14 protein-coding genes and 6 tRNA genes are annotated in these 14538 nt (G+C 46.5%); 9 read left to right on the top strand and 11 right to left on the bottom strand.

Going from position 1 to position 14538, the window contains the following annotated elements:
- Positions 1-75: 75 nt before the first annotated feature.
- Positions 76-633 carry a 1-acyl-sn-glycerol-3-phosphate acyltransferase gene (locus CFT61_RS01815; RefSeq protein ID WP_089542750.1) on the bottom strand — a complete coding sequence of 186 codons (558 nt, stop codon included), beginning with the start codon at positions 631-633 and terminating at the stop codon, positions 76-78.
- 67 nt (positions 634-700) lie between these two features.
- Positions 701-973 (bottom strand): hypothetical protein, encoded by a 273-nt coding sequence (locus CFT61_RS01810; RefSeq protein ID WP_089542749.1) that lies wholly within the window; start codon positions 971-973, stop codon positions 701-703.
- 197 nt (positions 974-1170) lie between these two features.
- Between CFT61_RS01810 and CFT61_RS01805 the strand changes: the two genes are divergently transcribed.
- Together CFT61_RS01805 and CFT61_RS01800 are read left to right on the top strand one after the other, a co-directional pair.
- The gene (locus CFT61_RS01805; protein WP_089542748.1) at positions 1171-2820 is read left to right on the top strand and encodes a diphosphate--fructose-6-phosphate 1-phosphotransferase; all 1650 of its coding nucleotides are present in this window, start codon (positions 1171-1173) and stop codon (positions 2818-2820) included.
- 23 nt (positions 2821-2843) lie between these two features.
- Positions 2844-3755 carry a glycoside hydrolase family 25 protein gene (locus CFT61_RS01800; RefSeq protein ID WP_089542747.1) on the top strand — a complete coding sequence of 304 codons (912 nt, stop codon included), beginning with the start codon at positions 2844-2846 and terminating at the stop codon, positions 3753-3755.
- A 71-nt stretch (positions 3756-3826) separates the two neighbouring features.
- On the opposite strand, the gene prmA is transcribed toward CFT61_RS01800, so the two are convergent.
- On the bottom strand, positions 3827-4699 hold the full coding sequence (gene prmA, locus CFT61_RS01795) for a 50S ribosomal protein L11 methyltransferase (protein ID WP_089542746.1): 873 nt from the start codon (positions 4697-4699) through the stop codon (positions 3827-3829).
- Between the two features lie 191 nt (positions 4700-4890).
- Between prmA and CFT61_RS01790 the strand changes: the two genes are divergently transcribed.
- Both CFT61_RS01790 and CFT61_RS01785 read left to right on the top strand, forming a co-directional pair.
- On the top strand, positions 4891-5889 hold the full coding sequence (locus CFT61_RS01790) for a hypothetical protein (RefSeq protein WP_089542745.1): 999 nt from the start codon (positions 4891-4893) through the stop codon (positions 5887-5889).
- Positions 5890-5938: 49 nt separating this feature from the next.
- On the top strand, positions 5939-7573 hold the full coding sequence (locus CFT61_RS01785; protein ID WP_089542744.1) for an OmpP1/FadL family transporter: 1635 nt from the start codon (positions 5939-5941) through the stop codon (positions 7571-7573).
- Positions 7574-8150: 577 nt separating this feature from the next.
- Here CFT61_RS01785 and CFT61_RS16480 read toward each other — a convergent pair.
- A complete protein-coding gene (locus CFT61_RS16480) occupies positions 8151-8330 on the bottom strand; it encodes a hypothetical protein (RefSeq protein WP_142990530.1) in 180 nt (59 codons plus the stop codon).
- Between the two features lie 122 nt (positions 8331-8452).
- Between CFT61_RS16480 and CFT61_RS01780 the strand changes: the two genes are divergently transcribed.
- Genes CFT61_RS01780 through CFT61_RS01770 form a run of 3 tightly spaced genes read left to right on the top strand, consistent with a single transcriptional unit; the run spans position 8453 to position 9684 of the window.
- A complete protein-coding gene (locus CFT61_RS01780) occupies positions 8453-8884 on the top strand; it encodes a hypothetical protein (RefSeq protein WP_089542743.1) in 432 nt (143 codons plus the stop codon).
- A 28-nt stretch (positions 8885-8912) separates the two neighbouring features.
- On the top strand, positions 8913-9188 hold the full coding sequence (locus CFT61_RS01775; protein WP_089542742.1) for a hypothetical protein: 276 nt from the start codon (positions 8913-8915) through the stop codon (positions 9186-9188).
- A 10-nt stretch (positions 9189-9198) separates the two neighbouring features.
- Positions 9199-9684, top strand: coding sequence for a hypothetical protein (locus CFT61_RS01770; protein WP_142990529.1), 486 nt, complete (start codon positions 9199-9201; stop codon positions 9682-9684).
- Positions 9685-9919: 235 nt separating this feature from the next.
- Here the strand turns inward: CFT61_RS01770 and CFT61_RS01765 are convergent.
- The 7 genes from CFT61_RS01765 to CFT61_RS01735 all read right to left on the bottom strand — a co-directional run bounded on the left by CFT61_RS01765 (position 9920) and on the right by CFT61_RS01735 (position 12356).
- A tRNA-Lys gene (locus CFT61_RS01765) sits at positions 9920-9992 on the bottom strand.
- Positions 9993-10035: 43 nt separating this feature from the next.
- Positions 10036-10109: transfer RNA gene (locus tag CFT61_RS01760), tRNA-Arg, on the bottom strand.
- Positions 10110-10131: 22 nt separating this feature from the next.
- Positions 10132-10204, bottom strand: a tRNA-Lys gene (locus tag CFT61_RS01755).
- A gap of 33 nt (positions 10205-10237) precedes the next feature.
- A tRNA-Arg gene (locus tag CFT61_RS01750) sits at positions 10238-10311 on the bottom strand.
- Between the two features lie 40 nt (positions 10312-10351).
- Positions 10352-10425, bottom strand: a tRNA-Arg gene (locus CFT61_RS01745).
- Between the two features lie 24 nt (positions 10426-10449).
- Positions 10450-10522, bottom strand: a tRNA-Lys gene (locus tag CFT61_RS01740).
- 85 nt (positions 10523-10607) lie between these two features.
- Positions 10608-12356 carry a glycoside hydrolase family 10 protein gene (locus tag CFT61_RS01735; protein ID WP_089542740.1) on the bottom strand — a complete coding sequence of 583 codons (1749 nt, stop codon included), beginning with the start codon at positions 12354-12356 and terminating at the stop codon, positions 10608-10610.
- 139 nt (positions 12357-12495) lie between these two features.
- Here CFT61_RS01735 and CFT61_RS01730 point away from each other — a divergent pair, with 139 nt between their 5' ends.
- Positions 12496-14040, top strand: a complete 1545-nt coding sequence (locus tag CFT61_RS01730) for a carbon starvation CstA family protein (protein WP_089542739.1) — start codon at positions 12496-12498, stop codon at positions 14038-14040.
- 2 nt (positions 14041-14042) lie between these two features.
- On the top strand, positions 14043-14534 hold the full coding sequence (locus CFT61_RS01725) for an outer membrane beta-barrel protein (protein WP_089542738.1): 492 nt from the start codon (positions 14043-14045) through the stop codon (positions 14532-14534).
- Positions 14535-14538: the final 4 nt, after the last annotated feature.

Genomic DNA, 14538 nt, shown 5'->3' with positions numbered 1-14538 from the left:
TTCTTCTATGATGAGGGTGTGTCATAAGTTGCCATTATCTGGACTTATGACACATCCTTCTTGTCTTTTTGCTTGTCAGTCGATATTTCCAATGGAGAATTTCTCAGGTTTCTTTCCCTTGAAATCCTTGAAGTACAGCTTGATTTCGCGCATGTCCTTCTCCACATCACCCGAAGGGATGATCATCTTGGTACACTGTATCACCTTCTTCTCGTAATCCACGCCGTAGAGTAGGATAGGGATGCCTGCCTTGAGGGCGATGAAATAGAATCCCTTCTTCCATTCCGGGTTGAGCGAGCGGGTACCTTCCGGAGTGATGCAGAGACCGAAACTCTCGCGCTTCTTAGCCTCTTCGGCCAGGTTGTCGGTCATGCTGGTATGCTTGCTTCTCCACACCGGTACGCCTCCCATCTTTCTGAAGATAGGTCCCAGCGGCCAGAAGAACCATTCCTTCTTCATCAGGAAATTGCTCTTGATGTTCTCAGCTCTGGAGTAGAGCTGTCCTATCAGGAAGTCCCAGTTGCTGGTGTGTGGTGCAAGACAGATGATGTACTTCTTGGGAAAGTCGATGGTTATTTCCTTCTTCCATCCCATTCGCTTGTATAATATCCACTGACAGATGTCCTTGATCATTGCTTTTTTTATCTGTTATCTATATATTATATAGGTATAATGGATGTTCTTCTCCGTTTTCCGGGGCTTATCCCATGTTGGAGATCTGGTCGATAATCTCGCTCACCTGCTTGTTGAAGTCACGAATCAGGTTCTGATAGTATGTACCTGGCTTCATGCCTGGCTCTGGGTGAGAAACGCGCTTGATGAAGTCGCTATTGACCATTACGATAGATGAAAGGATGCCATCTACGTCCTCCTGAGAAGGGTTTCCATTGTACAAAGACGCAGCTACAGTCTCAGCGAAAAGCTCGCTGGTAATGTAGTTGATAGTGCGTTTTAAATCTCTTTTGCTAGCCATAATTCTTATTTCTAAATTAATAATTGGTTAAAAACATTGGCTCAAAGATAATCATTTTCTTTGGAAAAGCAATAGAAAATCAAAAAAAATATCGATATTAACTCATTTTTAGCATTTTTCTTTCCGTATCTCGTAGAAAAACCTTAAATTTGCAGTGTTTTTGAAGTTTCAACTAATTAAATATTAATAAAAGAATTATGGAAAAAAGTGCATTGCAGATTGCAAGAGCTGCTTATCAGCCAAAGTTGCCAAAGGCGCTTCAGGGTCCTGTAAAGGCAGTTGAGGGTGCAGCAACTCAGTCAGTAGGTAACCAGGAAGAAATCAAGGCTCTCTTCCCTAACACATACGGTATGCCTGTCATTACTTTCGAGGCTGGCGAGGCTCAGGAACTCCCTGCTTTCAACGTAGGTGTTATCCTTTCTGGTGGTCAGGCTCCTGGCGGTCACAACGTGATCTCTGGTCTCTTCGATGGCGTGAAGTCTCTCAACCCAGCTAACAAGCTCTATGGCTTCATCCTCGGTCCTGGCGGTCTCGTTGATCACAACTATATGGAGATTACTCCTGAGCTCATGGACGAGTACCGTAACACTGGTGGTTTCGATATCATCGGTTCTGGCCGTACAAAGCTGGAGAAGGAAGACCAGTTTGAGAAGGGTATCGAGATTCTCCGCGAGCTCGGTATCAAGGCACTCGTTATCATCGGTGGTGACGACTCTAACACCAACGCCTGCGTTCTCGCTGAGTACTATGCTGCCAAGAAGTATGGCGTTCAGGTAATCGGTTGCCCTAAGACTATCGACGGTGACTTGAAGAACGAGCAGATCGAGACTTCTTTCGGTTTCGATACAGCCTGCAAGACTTACTCTGAGCTCATCGGTAACATCGAGCGCGACTGTAACTCTGCACGCAAGTACTGGCACTTCATCAAGTTGATGGGTCGTTCAGCTTCTCACATCGCTCTTGAGTGCGCTCTTCAGACTCAGCCAAACATCTGCTTGATTTCTGAGGAGGTAGAGGCTAAGGAGATGTCATTGGATGACGTTGTAACATACATCGCTACAGCTGTAGCCAACCGTGCTGCTGAGGGCAACAACTTCGGTACTGTTCTCATCCCAGAGGGCTTGATCGAGTTCATCCCAGCTATCAAGAAGCTCATCGCAGAGTTGAACGAGGTTCTTACAGATCCAGCAACAGGTGAGAGCCGTGAGTTTGCCAGCGCTGAGGAGCAGATTGCATTCGTTAAGGGTGCCATCGCTAAGGACAACCTCGCTGTATTGGAGTCTTTGCCAGCTGACGTAGCTCGCCAGCTCTGCCTCGACCGTGACCCTCACGGAAACGTACAGGTTTCTCTCATCGAGACAGAGAAGTTGCTCTCTCGCATGGTAGCTGAGAAGTTGGCTGCCTGGAAGAAGGAGGGTAAGTACGTAGGTAAGTTCTCAGCTCAGCACCACTTCTTCGGTTACGAGGGACGTTGCGCAGCTCCTTCTAACTACGATGCTGACTACTGCTACTCACTCGGTTTCAACGCTTCTCGCCTCATCGCTAACGGCAAGACTGGCTATATGTCAGTTATCAAGAACACAACTGCTCCTGCAGCAGAGTGGATTGCCGGTGGTGTGCCTATCACAATGATGATGAACATCGAGCGTCGTAACGGTGCCAACAAGCCTGTTATCCGCAAGGCTCTCGTAGAGCTCGACGGTGCTCCATTCAAGTTCTTCGCTTCTAAGCGTGAGCAGTGGGCTAAGGAGACATCTTATGTATATCCAGGTCCTATCCAGTACTGGGGTCCATCTGAGGTTTGCGATCAGACCACAAAGACTCTCCAGTTGGAGCAGGCTAAGTAATAAGAAATAAATCATATTATTATATGTCAACAAGACGAACGGCTTCTTCACAAAAAAAGGGTACTGTGGCGAGAAGGAAGACTTCTTCTCGGCGTGGGGGCTCTCGTGGCAGAAGGCGTTCGTCTTCTGTTTTTCTGCGTTATCCCCGATTGGCATGGTGGATTGGTGGAACGGCGGTAGTAGTGCTGTATGTTTTCCTGTTCTATCATTTCTTCGTCGGTCCTACCGGTTTCAGATGGCGTGCCCTCTATGGCGATGAGGTGTATCCTGAAGGCTACGAGATTCATGGCATTGATATCTCTCATTATCAGGGCAAGATAGACTGGGAGCAGCTCAACAATGCGATGATCAAGGGTTGTCCTGTGCGCTTTGTCATCATCAAGAGTACCGAGGGTTCCAGCAGCCTGGATGAGAATTTCCGCGAGAACTTCAATCAGGCTCGCGACTATGGATTCATCCGTGGCGTGTATCATTTCTGGAGCAATAAATCTACGGCTCGCGAACAGGCGTATTACTTTCTGGAGCAGGTGCATCTTACGGATGGCGATCTTCCGCCCGTACTCGACATCGAGCATAAGCCCGATGACAAGAGTGTAGAGGATTTTCAGCGCGATGTGCTCACATGGCTGCATATCGTAGAGGATAGGTATCATGTGAAACCGATCATCTATACCTATTACAAGTTTAAGGAGCAGTATCTCAGCGCACCCGTTTTCGATGACTATCCTTACTGGATAGCGCATTATTATGTAGATAAGGTGCAGTACAAGGGCAAGTGGAAGTTCTGGCAGCATACGGATGCAGGAAAGCTTCCGGGCATCAAGGGCTATGTGGATTTCGATATCTACAACGGCAGCTACTACGATCTGCGCCAGCTTTGTATCGGCAGCAATGACAAGGATAAGAAATTGTGGGATAATGATGAAGAAGAATAAAGCTTGATTTTTCCAAGGGGGAAAGATCAAGCTTTATTCTTTTCTGCTGTTTTTATTCTTTATTGTTGGTTTTACGCTCCCAGCACCAGGCAGGTCCAGTTGTTATCTACCTGTCTTGTTATCTCGTGCAGTCCCAGCTCATCTGCCTTCTCCAGCAATACAGGCACATCTTCCTCGTAGAAACCGCTCAGAATCAGTGTGCCGCCCATATTCATCACGCTGCGGAAGAGTTTCATGTCTTCCAGCAGGATGTTGCGGTTGATGTTGGCCATCACCACGTCGAAGACACCGCTCACGTGGTTCAGTACACTGCTGTTTCCGAAGAGTACCTCCATGTTATCTACGCCATTCAGTACGGCATTGTGCTTGGCATTCTCCACGCTCCATTCGTCGATGTCGTAGCCCACCACATCCTTGGCGCCGAGCTTCGAGGCGGTGAGTCCCAGAATGCCCGTACCCGTTCCGCAGTCTAGTATGCGCTTGGTCTTGACAGGCATTTTCAGCAGCTGTGCGATGATCATACGGGTAGTTTCGTGGTTGCCGGTTCCGAAGGCCAGCTTTGCCTCGATGCCGATCTCGATGATGTCGGGACGGTCGCTGGTGTCTGGATAGAGTTCCGGATGCTTGGCATCGTAGATCACTACCTGGTCGCCCACGAAGATAGGGTCGAAGCCCTGCTCCTCCCATTCCTGGTTCCAGTCCTTGTCTTCGGCATCCTGGATGTCGTAGGTTATCTGGGTGTCCATGATAGGAAAGTCGGCGATGTAGGCATCCAGCGCCTCCTTGTCGAAGAGGTCTTTCTGCACGTATGCCTCCATACCCGTTTCGGTTTCTTCAAACGATTCGAATCCAGCCTCGGCAGCACCGTCGGCGAGCAAGTCCTGGCAGGCTTGCATCAAGTCGGCCGATGTCTTGATATTGAATGTCGCTACTAAATATTTCATGTCTTTTTTCTATTGATTTTGTCCTAAAAATGCTTACGGATGTTCTAAAAAGTTTGAAATCCTTTAAATCTTCTGCAAAATTATAAAAAAATAGGGGAAAACCTACTATTATTTAGGGAAATTCTGTAATTTTGCATCAAAATAAGTGGTATTTTTGCATAAAGAACAGAAAAAGATAGGAGAAATATACAATGAAGAAAATGTATCTTCTTGCAGTCCTGATGGCAGCCGCAATGCCATTCACTTCGATGGCACAGGACGACGACCTCTACTTCAATCCGAAGAAGGAGGCGAAGGAGAAGGCTGAGAGAAAAGCTGCGTTGCTGCGTGAGTACAAGGCTCAGCAGGCACGCCGCGACAGTATCTATGCCCTTTTCTGGAGCGGCAGCAACCGGAATGTGGATGAGTACAACCGTGGTGGCAGATTCCTGAGCCATTACGAGAAAGTGGGTACTGATTCACTCGGTAACGATATCATCCAGTTTCATGTAGGCAAGGGGGTAGCACCCGACAGCATCTACGATGATGCTTACTTCGCCCAGAAGTATATCAACGAGGAAGAGGATTTCGGCAATACCCGCAGAATGAGCCGATGGGATGGCTACTACGATCCTTGGTTCTATGGCTACTATGGTTATGGTCCATACTATTGGCGCTCCCGCATGTGGGGCTGGCACAATCCTTGGCGCTACGGCTACTATACGGGCTGGTACGACCCATGGTTTGATCCTTGGTATGATCCATGGTATTATGGCTATGCCGGATGGTATGGCGGCTGGTACGACCCATGGTATTATGGCTGGGGTGGCTGGTATGGCCCTTGGTACTGGGGTGGTCCGATGATTGGGCATGTAAGCTATGGCGGTTTTGCCGGTGGCAAGCGATATAACAATCCGGGACGCATCGATGCTTCTCATGGATATGTGTATGGCGGATCGCAGGGCAATAACAATACCTATACCCGCAGAAGCGGTTCCAACCGCAGCTTCGGTCAGCGTCGTGAGAACAATGCTTTCAACAACAACTCCAACTTCGGAACGCGCAATAATTCCAGCTTCGGCAACAGTGGCAGCTTTGGTAATGGCGGCAGCGTAGGCGGAGGTGGCAGCTTCGGTGGTGGCCATTCCGGTGGTGGCAGCTTTGGAGGTGGCGGACGCTCAGGCGGCGGCAGCTTCGGAGGTCGCCGATAAACGCCCTGAAAGGGCAAAAGCTTTATAAACAATTAAAATTAGAAATAATATGAATCATTTAAAACATATACTTTTTGCCAGTGCGCTCGTGGCTTCCATGAGTGCCGCTGCGCAGGAAACCTATCAGGATACCAAGTTGGCAGCCAGCCAACTCACGGGTACCGCCCGCTATGTAGGTATGGGTGGTGCGATGGAGGCCTTGGGAGCCGACATCTCCACCATCAGCACCAACCCAGCCGGTGTGGGTCTTTTCCGCAAGAATCAGATCAGCCTCACTGCTGGTGTTATCGCCCAGAGCGGTGCTGATAACAGCGTTTCCTTTGGCAAGTATGCCATCGATTTCGACGGCAAGAAGAGTCATCCAACCTTCGATCAGATAGGTATAGTCTGGTCAACGAAGATGAGAAACTCCAGTGCGCTCAATCTTGCGTTCAATTATCATAAGAGTACCGACTTCGGACAGATCCTTACCGCAGCCAATTCTCTCACGAAGGCTTCGCAGAACAAGTTGACTGCAGCCAAGAACGCAGAGGGTGTTGATGGATGGAGCTCTGTGGATGCAAACTTTGGCGGTTACAAGGATAATAGTGGCAAGTATCAGAATGGTCTGCTCAACCTCACTTCTGATGGCTACTTGTCTTACGCCGAAGCCCAGTCTTATCTCTTCGGACAATATCAGCATGGCTACATCGGCAGCTACGATTTCAACATCAGCGGTTCTATCGGCAATAGAGTATGGCTCGGTCTTACCGTCGGCTTGCACGATGTTCATTACAACAGTCATTCCCTCTATGCTGAGAATCTGGTGGATGGCAACTTTAGCGATTCCTACGAGCAGATCAAGATTACGGGTACTGGATATGACGTGAAGGCTGGTATCATCTTCCGTCCGGTAGAGGAGTCTCCTTTCCGCATCGGTGCCTACGTCAATTCTCCGGTGTTCTACGATCTCTCGCTCAGCGCAGCCCACGATCTGAGTATGTATGGCAAAAATGCACCAGCTACTTTCCAGGATAAGGATGCAGCTGGCAATATCGTCAATGTGCCTTGCTACACATTGGGTGATAAGGGACAGACTGTGGATTACGACTTCCGCTTGAACACTCCTTGGAAGGTGGGTGTCAGCATGGGTCATACCGTGGGCAATTATCTTGCCCTGGGTGCAACCTACGAGTATGCCTGGTACGATCATATTGACAACCGCGTGAAGGATGGCGGTTACTACGATTACTACTGGGGTGATTATTACGAGTCAAGCAGCAGCGATGATGCGATGAATGCAGATACCCGTGCCAATCTGAAGGGCGTAAGTACATTGAAGGTGGGAGCTGAAATCAAGCCAACCTCTATGCTTTCTCTCCGTTTCGGTTACAACTATGTATCGCCGATGTTCAGAGAGAATGCCTATCGTGATCAGTCGATTGGCAGCAATGGTGTAGATATCGCTACTTCTACCGATTATACCAACTGGAAGGCGATGAATCGCTTTACCTGCGGTGTGGGTTTCAACTACGAGAACTTGAATATTGATGTAGCTTATCAGTATGCTACCCAGAAGGGTGATTTCTATCCGTTTATGAGCTATGTGAATAAGGATGATGCTACATTGGACAATCTCCCTACTTCTTGTAAGGTAGATAACAATCGCCATCAGCTCCTGCTTACGGTAGGTTACAAGTTTTAAATAGGCCGAAGGTTTAAAGAATGCAAAAAACAGAGCTTTCTTCGTTTTTTTTAGTAAAAAAAGGCTAGAAAATTTGGTCGTTTCGCAGAAAAGTTCTATCTTTGCAGATATAAAAAAGAAGGATTTAAGTAAATACATAGATAATGGAAAATCTCCCTAAAGTGATAGGGGATAAAGATATTAGTTTTTTTAGTGGTTAATTTAGTTTTAGTAAGTATGTGGTAGGATCTGTTGTGAAACAGATCCTATTTTTTTTGTCTGAAATAATGCCATTTCTTTCACACAATCATTCAACCATTTGTTTTATAGCAAGTATCAGCAGTTATTGTATGTACCTATGATAAGTCGTTGTAAGTACTATGATGAGCAGTTGAAAGGAATAACATAAGTTGTCTAAAGTAATAATAGAAGTTGTCGGAAGATATAATGTCTGTTTTTGGAAAGGTTAATATCTCCAACCGCACAACAGCTGTTGTGCGCTCGCATATCAGGTGTTGTGCAGATGCCCATCAGCTGTTGTGCGGATGGAACCCAGCTGTTGTGCAGTAAAAATATCGTGAAGAAGATGAATGGCAATTTATGGTAATGTCTGGTGGAATATATGGATGGGGGTATTGCGGGCTGTAGTAAATGACACATTGCATTCTGACATGATGCGCTGAATGAAATCCTTCTTTGGGTACGAGGACTTTGGAAGGTTCTCGTAATAATCCAAAAGGGTCATTTTTTGCTTTTTTTCTTCACTTTTATTTGCCATACAAATAATTTTTTGTAATTTTGCATTGTTATTTAAATATTCACGGTGCAAAGATAAGAATAATATTTGTAAATCGGTACAAATCATTAAGAAATCTCTGTATTTTATCTTTTATTATACGTATGACAGCAAAAGAGGTTATTAATGCTATCCTTATGCAAGAAAATATAACTGGTTCGCAGCTTGCTAAGGATATGGGACTCAGTAGACCGCAAGCGGTTTATGATATCCTTAATGGTAAGGTTTTGAAGGTGAGTGCGAGAATGGCTAATCTTATCCATACGTCCAAGCCTATGTACAATATCGACTGGTTGTTGACTGGAGAAGGGAATATGCTTAATGATGATATTCCTGCGACATCAATTAGAGCAGAAAAGCCAAATGAGCAAATAGATTCGCTTTCTGTTATAAATCGTCTCATCGAAATTAACGCACAGAAAGATGTGGAGATAAGGGAGCTACGCCAGGCATACGAACACCTTGCAAGATGTTTCGAGAAGCTAGCTAATGGGGAGACTATTACTCCTGCAGATAAAAAAGCGATTTCTATATAATTAACGTACACGGAAAAATCTATAGCGTATGAAACTTACGACAACGCCAACAGGCATGGCGATAACAAAGCGTTTCTTCCTTGCTCTTGATGTTGCTATCAACCAGCATAAAGCTAGAGGAATACGCACTTTTACCGAATCTCATGGTATCAACTATTGGAATTTCTCTACGTTTAAGAAGTGTCCAGATGGCAGAGCTATCAAATCAGAATGGCTTGCTTGGCTAGTTGAAGATTATAACGTTAATGCCGAATGGCTGTTGACAGGTGTAGGTATGATGTTTAAAATTCAAAATAACCCTTAAAATTTCGCTTATGAGAAGATTTGTTTCTTTTATAGTAGAATTATTGGTTTGTTCGGCTTGTATGGCTTTAGAACCGCAAGAAATCTCTGTTGGTACATTTTCTATGCGTTTTGAAACGCAAACTGAGCAAATTCATTGGATTTTTGGAGCAGGTAACTTCGTTGTCAACAAGGATGCCGCAGATTGCGATCCAATGCAAGTTGAGCACTCTATTTCTGTGAAGGAAGGTAAACTGACAATTGATGCAGGTACCGAAGATGAGCTTTCCTTCAAGATAAATTCTTGCAGTTATGAGGAAGGAAAAGTTTTTGCTGACCGAGGTGCTGTTGAAGTATACCGCCTAGTATGCCAAGAACTTGATGAGAACATTCCTTCACAGTGGACTTCTTTAATCACAATTCAGAAGGTTAAAGATGGAGTAAGAGCTAAAGCCATCATTACCATTCCTCGGTATGATGAGTATGGAGCAATCTTCAGCATCACAATTTTGCATTAGAACAAACGCCCAAAGACTTCTCTCGCGCACGCACGTTAGTATATTATAATTATATATAATAATAAATATATATACTATAAAAGAAAGATACTAACTACGTTAGTACAAAAGAAAAGTTTTGGGGCAGTGTGTTAGTGAGTGTGTTAGCTGACTTTTTGAAATCTCTGTAAAGTACTGGGTTTCAATCCTGTATAAACGAAAAAAGCGTTTCCAAACAAATGGAAACGCTTTCTAGTACACCCTTAGGGATTCGAACCCTAGACCCACTGATTAAGAGTCAGTTGCTCTACCAACTGAGCTAAGGGTGCATTACTTAATTACCTGAATGATAATCTTTTTATCTTGGAAAAGTGATTCCGCAAGGATTCAAACCTTGAACCTCTTGATCCGTAGTCAAGTGCTCTATTCAGTTGAGCTACGGAACCATTTTCTAGATTACTCTTATTGTACACCCTTAGGGATTCGAACCCTAGACCCACTGATTAAGAGTCAGTTGCTCTACCAACTGAGCTAAGGGTGCAACAATCTGTATTGCTTGCAAACTCAACAGAAGTGATTCCGCAAGGATTCAAACCTTGAACCTCTTGATCCGTAGTCAAGTGCTCTATTCAGTTGAGCTACGGAACCATTCTTATTGATTCCAGAGTAGGGCTGATTGCATTGAAAGTGATTCCGCAAGGATTCAAACCTTGAACCTCTTGATCCGTAGTCAAGTGCTCTATTCAGTTGAGCTACGGAACCATTTTCTTTAGCTTTTTCAAGTTGTACACCCTTAGGGATTCGAACCCTAGACCCACTGATTAAGAGTCAGTTGCTCTACCAACTGAGCTAAGGGTGCATCTTCTTGATAGCCTCATTTCTGAATTGCGAGTGCAAAGGTACTACAAATATTTGATTCCACCAAATTTTTCTGCAGTTTTTTTTCAATTTTCTGCAATTTTTTTCTTGTAGAAGGTTCCCAACGTATGCTTCACACCCCGCTGATTGATGCTGCAAAGGCGATAGGTTCCACTGCTTAACCTACTGATATCTATCAGATTGTGTTCGCTCACAAGGTGCTCCACAGCCGTACCTTGCAGGGTTTCGACCAGAAAGACGTTTGTATCCAACTTTTTGGCGATTTCCGGCAAATGTACGTTTTTAGCATCACAGCGCAACATCCTGGCGGCACCCCAGGCGGTCAACTTTTTGCTGAAATCTCGACTGTTTTCCTGGGTAGCGCCACTTTCTATGCCATATCCGTCCATTGAAGTAACGGCAAAATAGAGTGGCTGGTCGTCATCTTCCGACTTCAAGAGCAGCTCGTTGCCCAGATGTCGAGCCGCAATGAGGTTTCTGGCATCTGTAACATCCACGGGATATTTTCTGCTCGCATATACATTATTATATATATAGGGAGTAGGAATCGCAGTACCATCGGTATATTCTGACGGATTATTCCATGAAATCTGAACATTTCCTTTTTCGTTTCTTACGCTGAGTGCCTGTGGCTGCTGCGGCTGTCGGTTGCTTGCCCAGGTCATCGGAGGTACGAGCGATGGGTATTCGTTGAATCTCTCAGTGAAATCGAGGATGCCCTGCTTGTTATCCAGCAGGAACTTGTTACGGAAGAAGCAGTATCCCATTCCCATGCTGCGGGTGAGGTACATTTCGGGTGTCACGTCATCAATCTTCCATTTTCCCTCTTTCGGGTCGAGGAAGTAGATGCCGAGTCCAGGCACCACAATCTTGCCGTGGCTCTGCTCCTGCCAGTCGATGGCGAAAGGATAGAAGTTCTCGCCACGGAAGTACATCATCGGGAAGAGTTCGTCCATCAGTCCGTCGCGCAGCCATCCCTGTGCATCCTGGCAAACCTTGGTGTTGGCATTCCATCCGTGACTCCAGTAACGGCTCAGGTCATCGTATTTGCCCACTGGCGAGCAGCTCATCTTGACCCAAGGCTTTTCCGACTTCACAGCGTTGTGGATCTTCTCCACGATGCGGGTGATGTAGTTTCTTCCCTGGTCGCGGCTCACCTTGATTTTCCAGGTTTCCGGGTATCGGATATAGTCGAGGTGGATGCCATCCACATTATATCGGTGGGTAATCTCGCGGCAGATTCCGGCAAGGTAATCGCCGGTGCGGCTGTCTTCCGGATTCATATATCCATCGGCACCTATCTTTCTGATGAGTCCCGGGAATTTCTTCCGGAGGCTCTTGCATCCCAGCGCTTCCCATTTACCTACAGGGATAGTAACCACCCAGACGTGGAGCTCCATGCCGCGCTTGTGGCATTCGTCGATGGCAAACTGCAGGGCATCGTAGCCCGGCGTCTTTCCCGGGAATCCCGAGAGGCATCCATCCCAAGGTTCGTAATCGGAAGGATAGATCATGGTGCCACGGATGCGGGTCTGGATGAGTACGGTGTTGATCTTAGCCTGCTGCAGGCGGTCGAGAATCTGACAGAGTTCCTGCTGCTGCTTCTTGGCCGAGTAGGGCGACTGGGAGTAGGAGTGAGGCCAGTCGATTCCGCCGATGGTGGTGAGCCATACGGCTCTTACCTCGTGCTTGGGCGCCAGACTGTTGTATATGATGCTGGAACCCGGCAGTATCTGCTTCTTTTCAGGTATATTGCGAGCCTGTGCAGGTAAAATACTGCCTAAAAACATTAAAAATGTATATAATTTCTTCATATTCTTTCAATTTGGCAACAAAGATACGGATAATTTTTCGTATTTCAAATAAAAATGTTACTTTTGCGGTGCAATTCGTATGAAAAAGTGCGATTTGGCTCAAAAAGAAGAGAGAATTCAAAAAAAACAATAAAAGAAAATGGTCAGTTTCATCATTAGTTTGGCAGCCTTGGTATTGGGCTACCTCCTTTATGGAAAATTTGTGGCGCATGTTTTCGGTCCTGACGACCGTCCTACGCCAGCAGTGGCAAAAGCCGACGGAGTTGACTTTATGGTGCTGCCTAGTTGGAAAATCTTTATGATTCAGTTCCTGAATATTGCTGGTACTGGACCGATTTTTGGAGCCATCATGGGTGCCTGGTATGGACCGGTGGCTTATCTGTGGATTGTGTTTGGCTGCATCTTTGCCGGTGCCATGCACGATTATATGAGTGGTATGCTCAGTATCCGCCATGATGGTGCCGGACTGCCGGAGCTGGTGGGCAAGTATCTGGGCGGCAACACCAAGAAGGTGATGCTCGTGTTCTCAGTACTGCTGCTGATGATGGTGGGTGCCGTGTTTGTATATAGTCCTGCCATTATTCTGGATGGCATCTGCAATTCGGGCTCTTTTGTGGGAGGTAAGATGTTCTGGATTATCATCATCTTCATCTACTACATCATCGCTACGCTTCTGCCTATCGATAAGATTATCGGAAAGATATATCCTCTCTTTGCCTTCTCGCTGCTTTTTATGGCAGGTGCGCTGATGATAGGACTGTTCATCAAGTGGCCAACCTTGCCTGAGCTGTGGAGCAATCTGGCTTCCTGCAATCTCAACGAAAATCCGGCGTGGCTGGGTACGGAACCGTTCGTCCAGAAGAGTCCTATCTTCCCATGCCTCTTCATTACCATCGCCTGTGGAGCCATCAGTGGCTTCCATGCTACCCAGAGCCCGTTGATGGCTCGCTGCATGAAGAGTGAGAAGCTGGGCAGACCTATATTCTATGGTGCGATGATTACCGAGGGAGTGGTAGCGCTGATATGGGCTACGGTTTCCATGTACTTCTTCTATTATGGAGGATGGCGTGAATGCGTGAGTCCAGAGGTGGCTCAGCAGTTCATCGCTCAGGTGGATGGCGGAAAGTCGCTCATTCAGAACTTTGATGCTCCTACCGTGGTGAAGATTGTCTGCTCCAGCTGGTTGGGTGTGGCTGGTGGAGTGCTTGCCCTGCTGGGAGTAGTGGCTGCGCCTATCACCAGTGGCGATACGGCTCTGCGCAGTGCCCGACTCATCATAGCTGAGGCTATCGGACTGGAACAGCGTGCGATGCGTCGCCGTCTCTATATCTGCATACCTCTGTTTGCCGTTACGATGGGCATCCTGGTATGGCAGATGGAGAACCCTGATGGATTCAATGTTATCTGGCAATACTTCGGATGGGCTAACCAGACGCTGGCGGTCTTCACACTCTGGACTTTGACCGTATATCTGGTACAGCGCAAGAAGCCGTTCATCATCACCCTGGTGCCAGCCTTGCTGATGACGGTGGTATGTTCTACCTTCCTGCTCCTCTCGCCGATGGCTCTGGCATTGAGCGAGCCGGTGGCTTATACGGGTAGTGTCATCATTCTGGTGGTAGCGCTGGTCTGGTTCTTTGCCTGGTATAGACAGAATATGAAAATTAATAATAGCAACACATAAAAATGTTACGTATGAAAAAATTAGTTTTGGCAGCAACAGCTCTTCTGGTAAGCCTGGGAGCCAATGCTCAGTTTGAAAGTGGAAAACAGTATTGTGGCGCGTCGCTCACGGGTCTCAATCTCAGTTATAATGGCAGTCAGGACTTGAACTTCGGTGTTCAGGCAAAGGCGGGTTATTTTGTAGAAGATGACTGGATGCTCCTGGGGCAAGTAGAATATACTCATTCCGGCAAGGATGGCGTGAAGGATTACTTCTCTGCCGGCGCACAGGCCAGATACTATATTGAGCAGAATGGATTGTATCTCGGCTTTGGTGCCAAGGTGGCTCATTCGGGCAGCTACAATGACTTCATGCCGGGCGTGGAGGTAGGTTATTCCTACTTTGTCAGCAAGCAGGTAACCATTGAACCAGCTATCTACTATGATCAGAGCTTCAAGAAGCATACTGATTATTCTACAATAGGTTTCAAGGTGGGAATCGGTATTTATCTCTAGTGTG

The organism is Segatella copri, assembly GCF_002224675.1.
Classification (GTDB): Bacteria; Bacteroidota; Bacteroidia; order Bacteroidales; family Bacteroidaceae; genus Prevotella; species Prevotella copri_U.
Note: the sequence above shows the minus strand (reverse complement) of the source record. Positions and strands in the feature narration are given on the sequence as shown.

Bases quoted from the DNA above. Each gene is read 5' to 3' on its own strand.
- CFT61_RS01815 (WP_089542750.1), bottom strand. From the start codon at position 633: ATGATCAAGGACATCTGTCAGTGGATATTATACAAGCGAATGGGATGG.
- CFT61_RS01810 (WP_089542749.1), bottom strand. From the start codon at position 973: ATGGCTAGCAAAAGAGATTTAAAACGCACTATCAACTACATTACCAGC.
- CFT61_RS01805 (WP_089542748.1), top strand. From the start codon at position 1,171: ATGGAAAAAAGTGCATTGCAGATTGCAAGAGCTGCTTATCAGCCAAAG.
- CFT61_RS01800 (WP_089542747.1), top strand. From the start codon at position 2,844: ATGTCAACAAGACGAACGGCTTCTTCACAAAAAAAGGGTACTGTGGCG.
- prmA (WP_089542746.1), bottom strand. From the start codon at position 4,699: ATGAAATATTTAGTAGCGACATTCAATATCAAGACATCGGCCGACTTG.
- CFT61_RS01790 (WP_089542745.1), top strand. From the start codon at position 4,891: ATGAAGAAAATGTATCTTCTTGCAGTCCTGATGGCAGCCGCAATGCCA.
- CFT61_RS01785 (WP_089542744.1), top strand. From the start codon at position 5,939: ATGAATCATTTAAAACATATACTTTTTGCCAGTGCGCTCGTGGCTTCC.
- CFT61_RS16480 (WP_142990530.1), bottom strand. From the start codon at position 8,330: ATGGCAAATAAAAGTGAAGAAAAAAAGCAAAAAATGACCCTTTTGGAT.
- CFT61_RS01780 (WP_089542743.1), top strand. From the start codon at position 8,453: ATGACAGCAAAAGAGGTTATTAATGCTATCCTTATGCAAGAAAATATA.
- CFT61_RS01775 (WP_089542742.1), top strand. From the start codon at position 8,913: ATGAAACTTACGACAACGCCAACAGGCATGGCGATAACAAAGCGTTTC.
- CFT61_RS01770 (WP_142990529.1), top strand. From the start codon at position 9,199: ATGAGAAGATTTGTTTCTTTTATAGTAGAATTATTGGTTTGTTCGGCT.
- CFT61_RS01735 (WP_089542740.1), bottom strand. From the start codon at position 12,356: ATGAAGAAATTATATACATTTTTAATGTTTTTAGGCAGTATTTTACCT.
- CFT61_RS01730 (WP_089542739.1), top strand. From the start codon at position 12,496: ATGGTCAGTTTCATCATTAGTTTGGCAGCCTTGGTATTGGGCTACCTC.
- CFT61_RS01725 (WP_089542738.1), top strand. From the start codon at position 14,043: ATGTTACGTATGAAAAAATTAGTTTTGGCAGCAACAGCTCTTCTGGTA.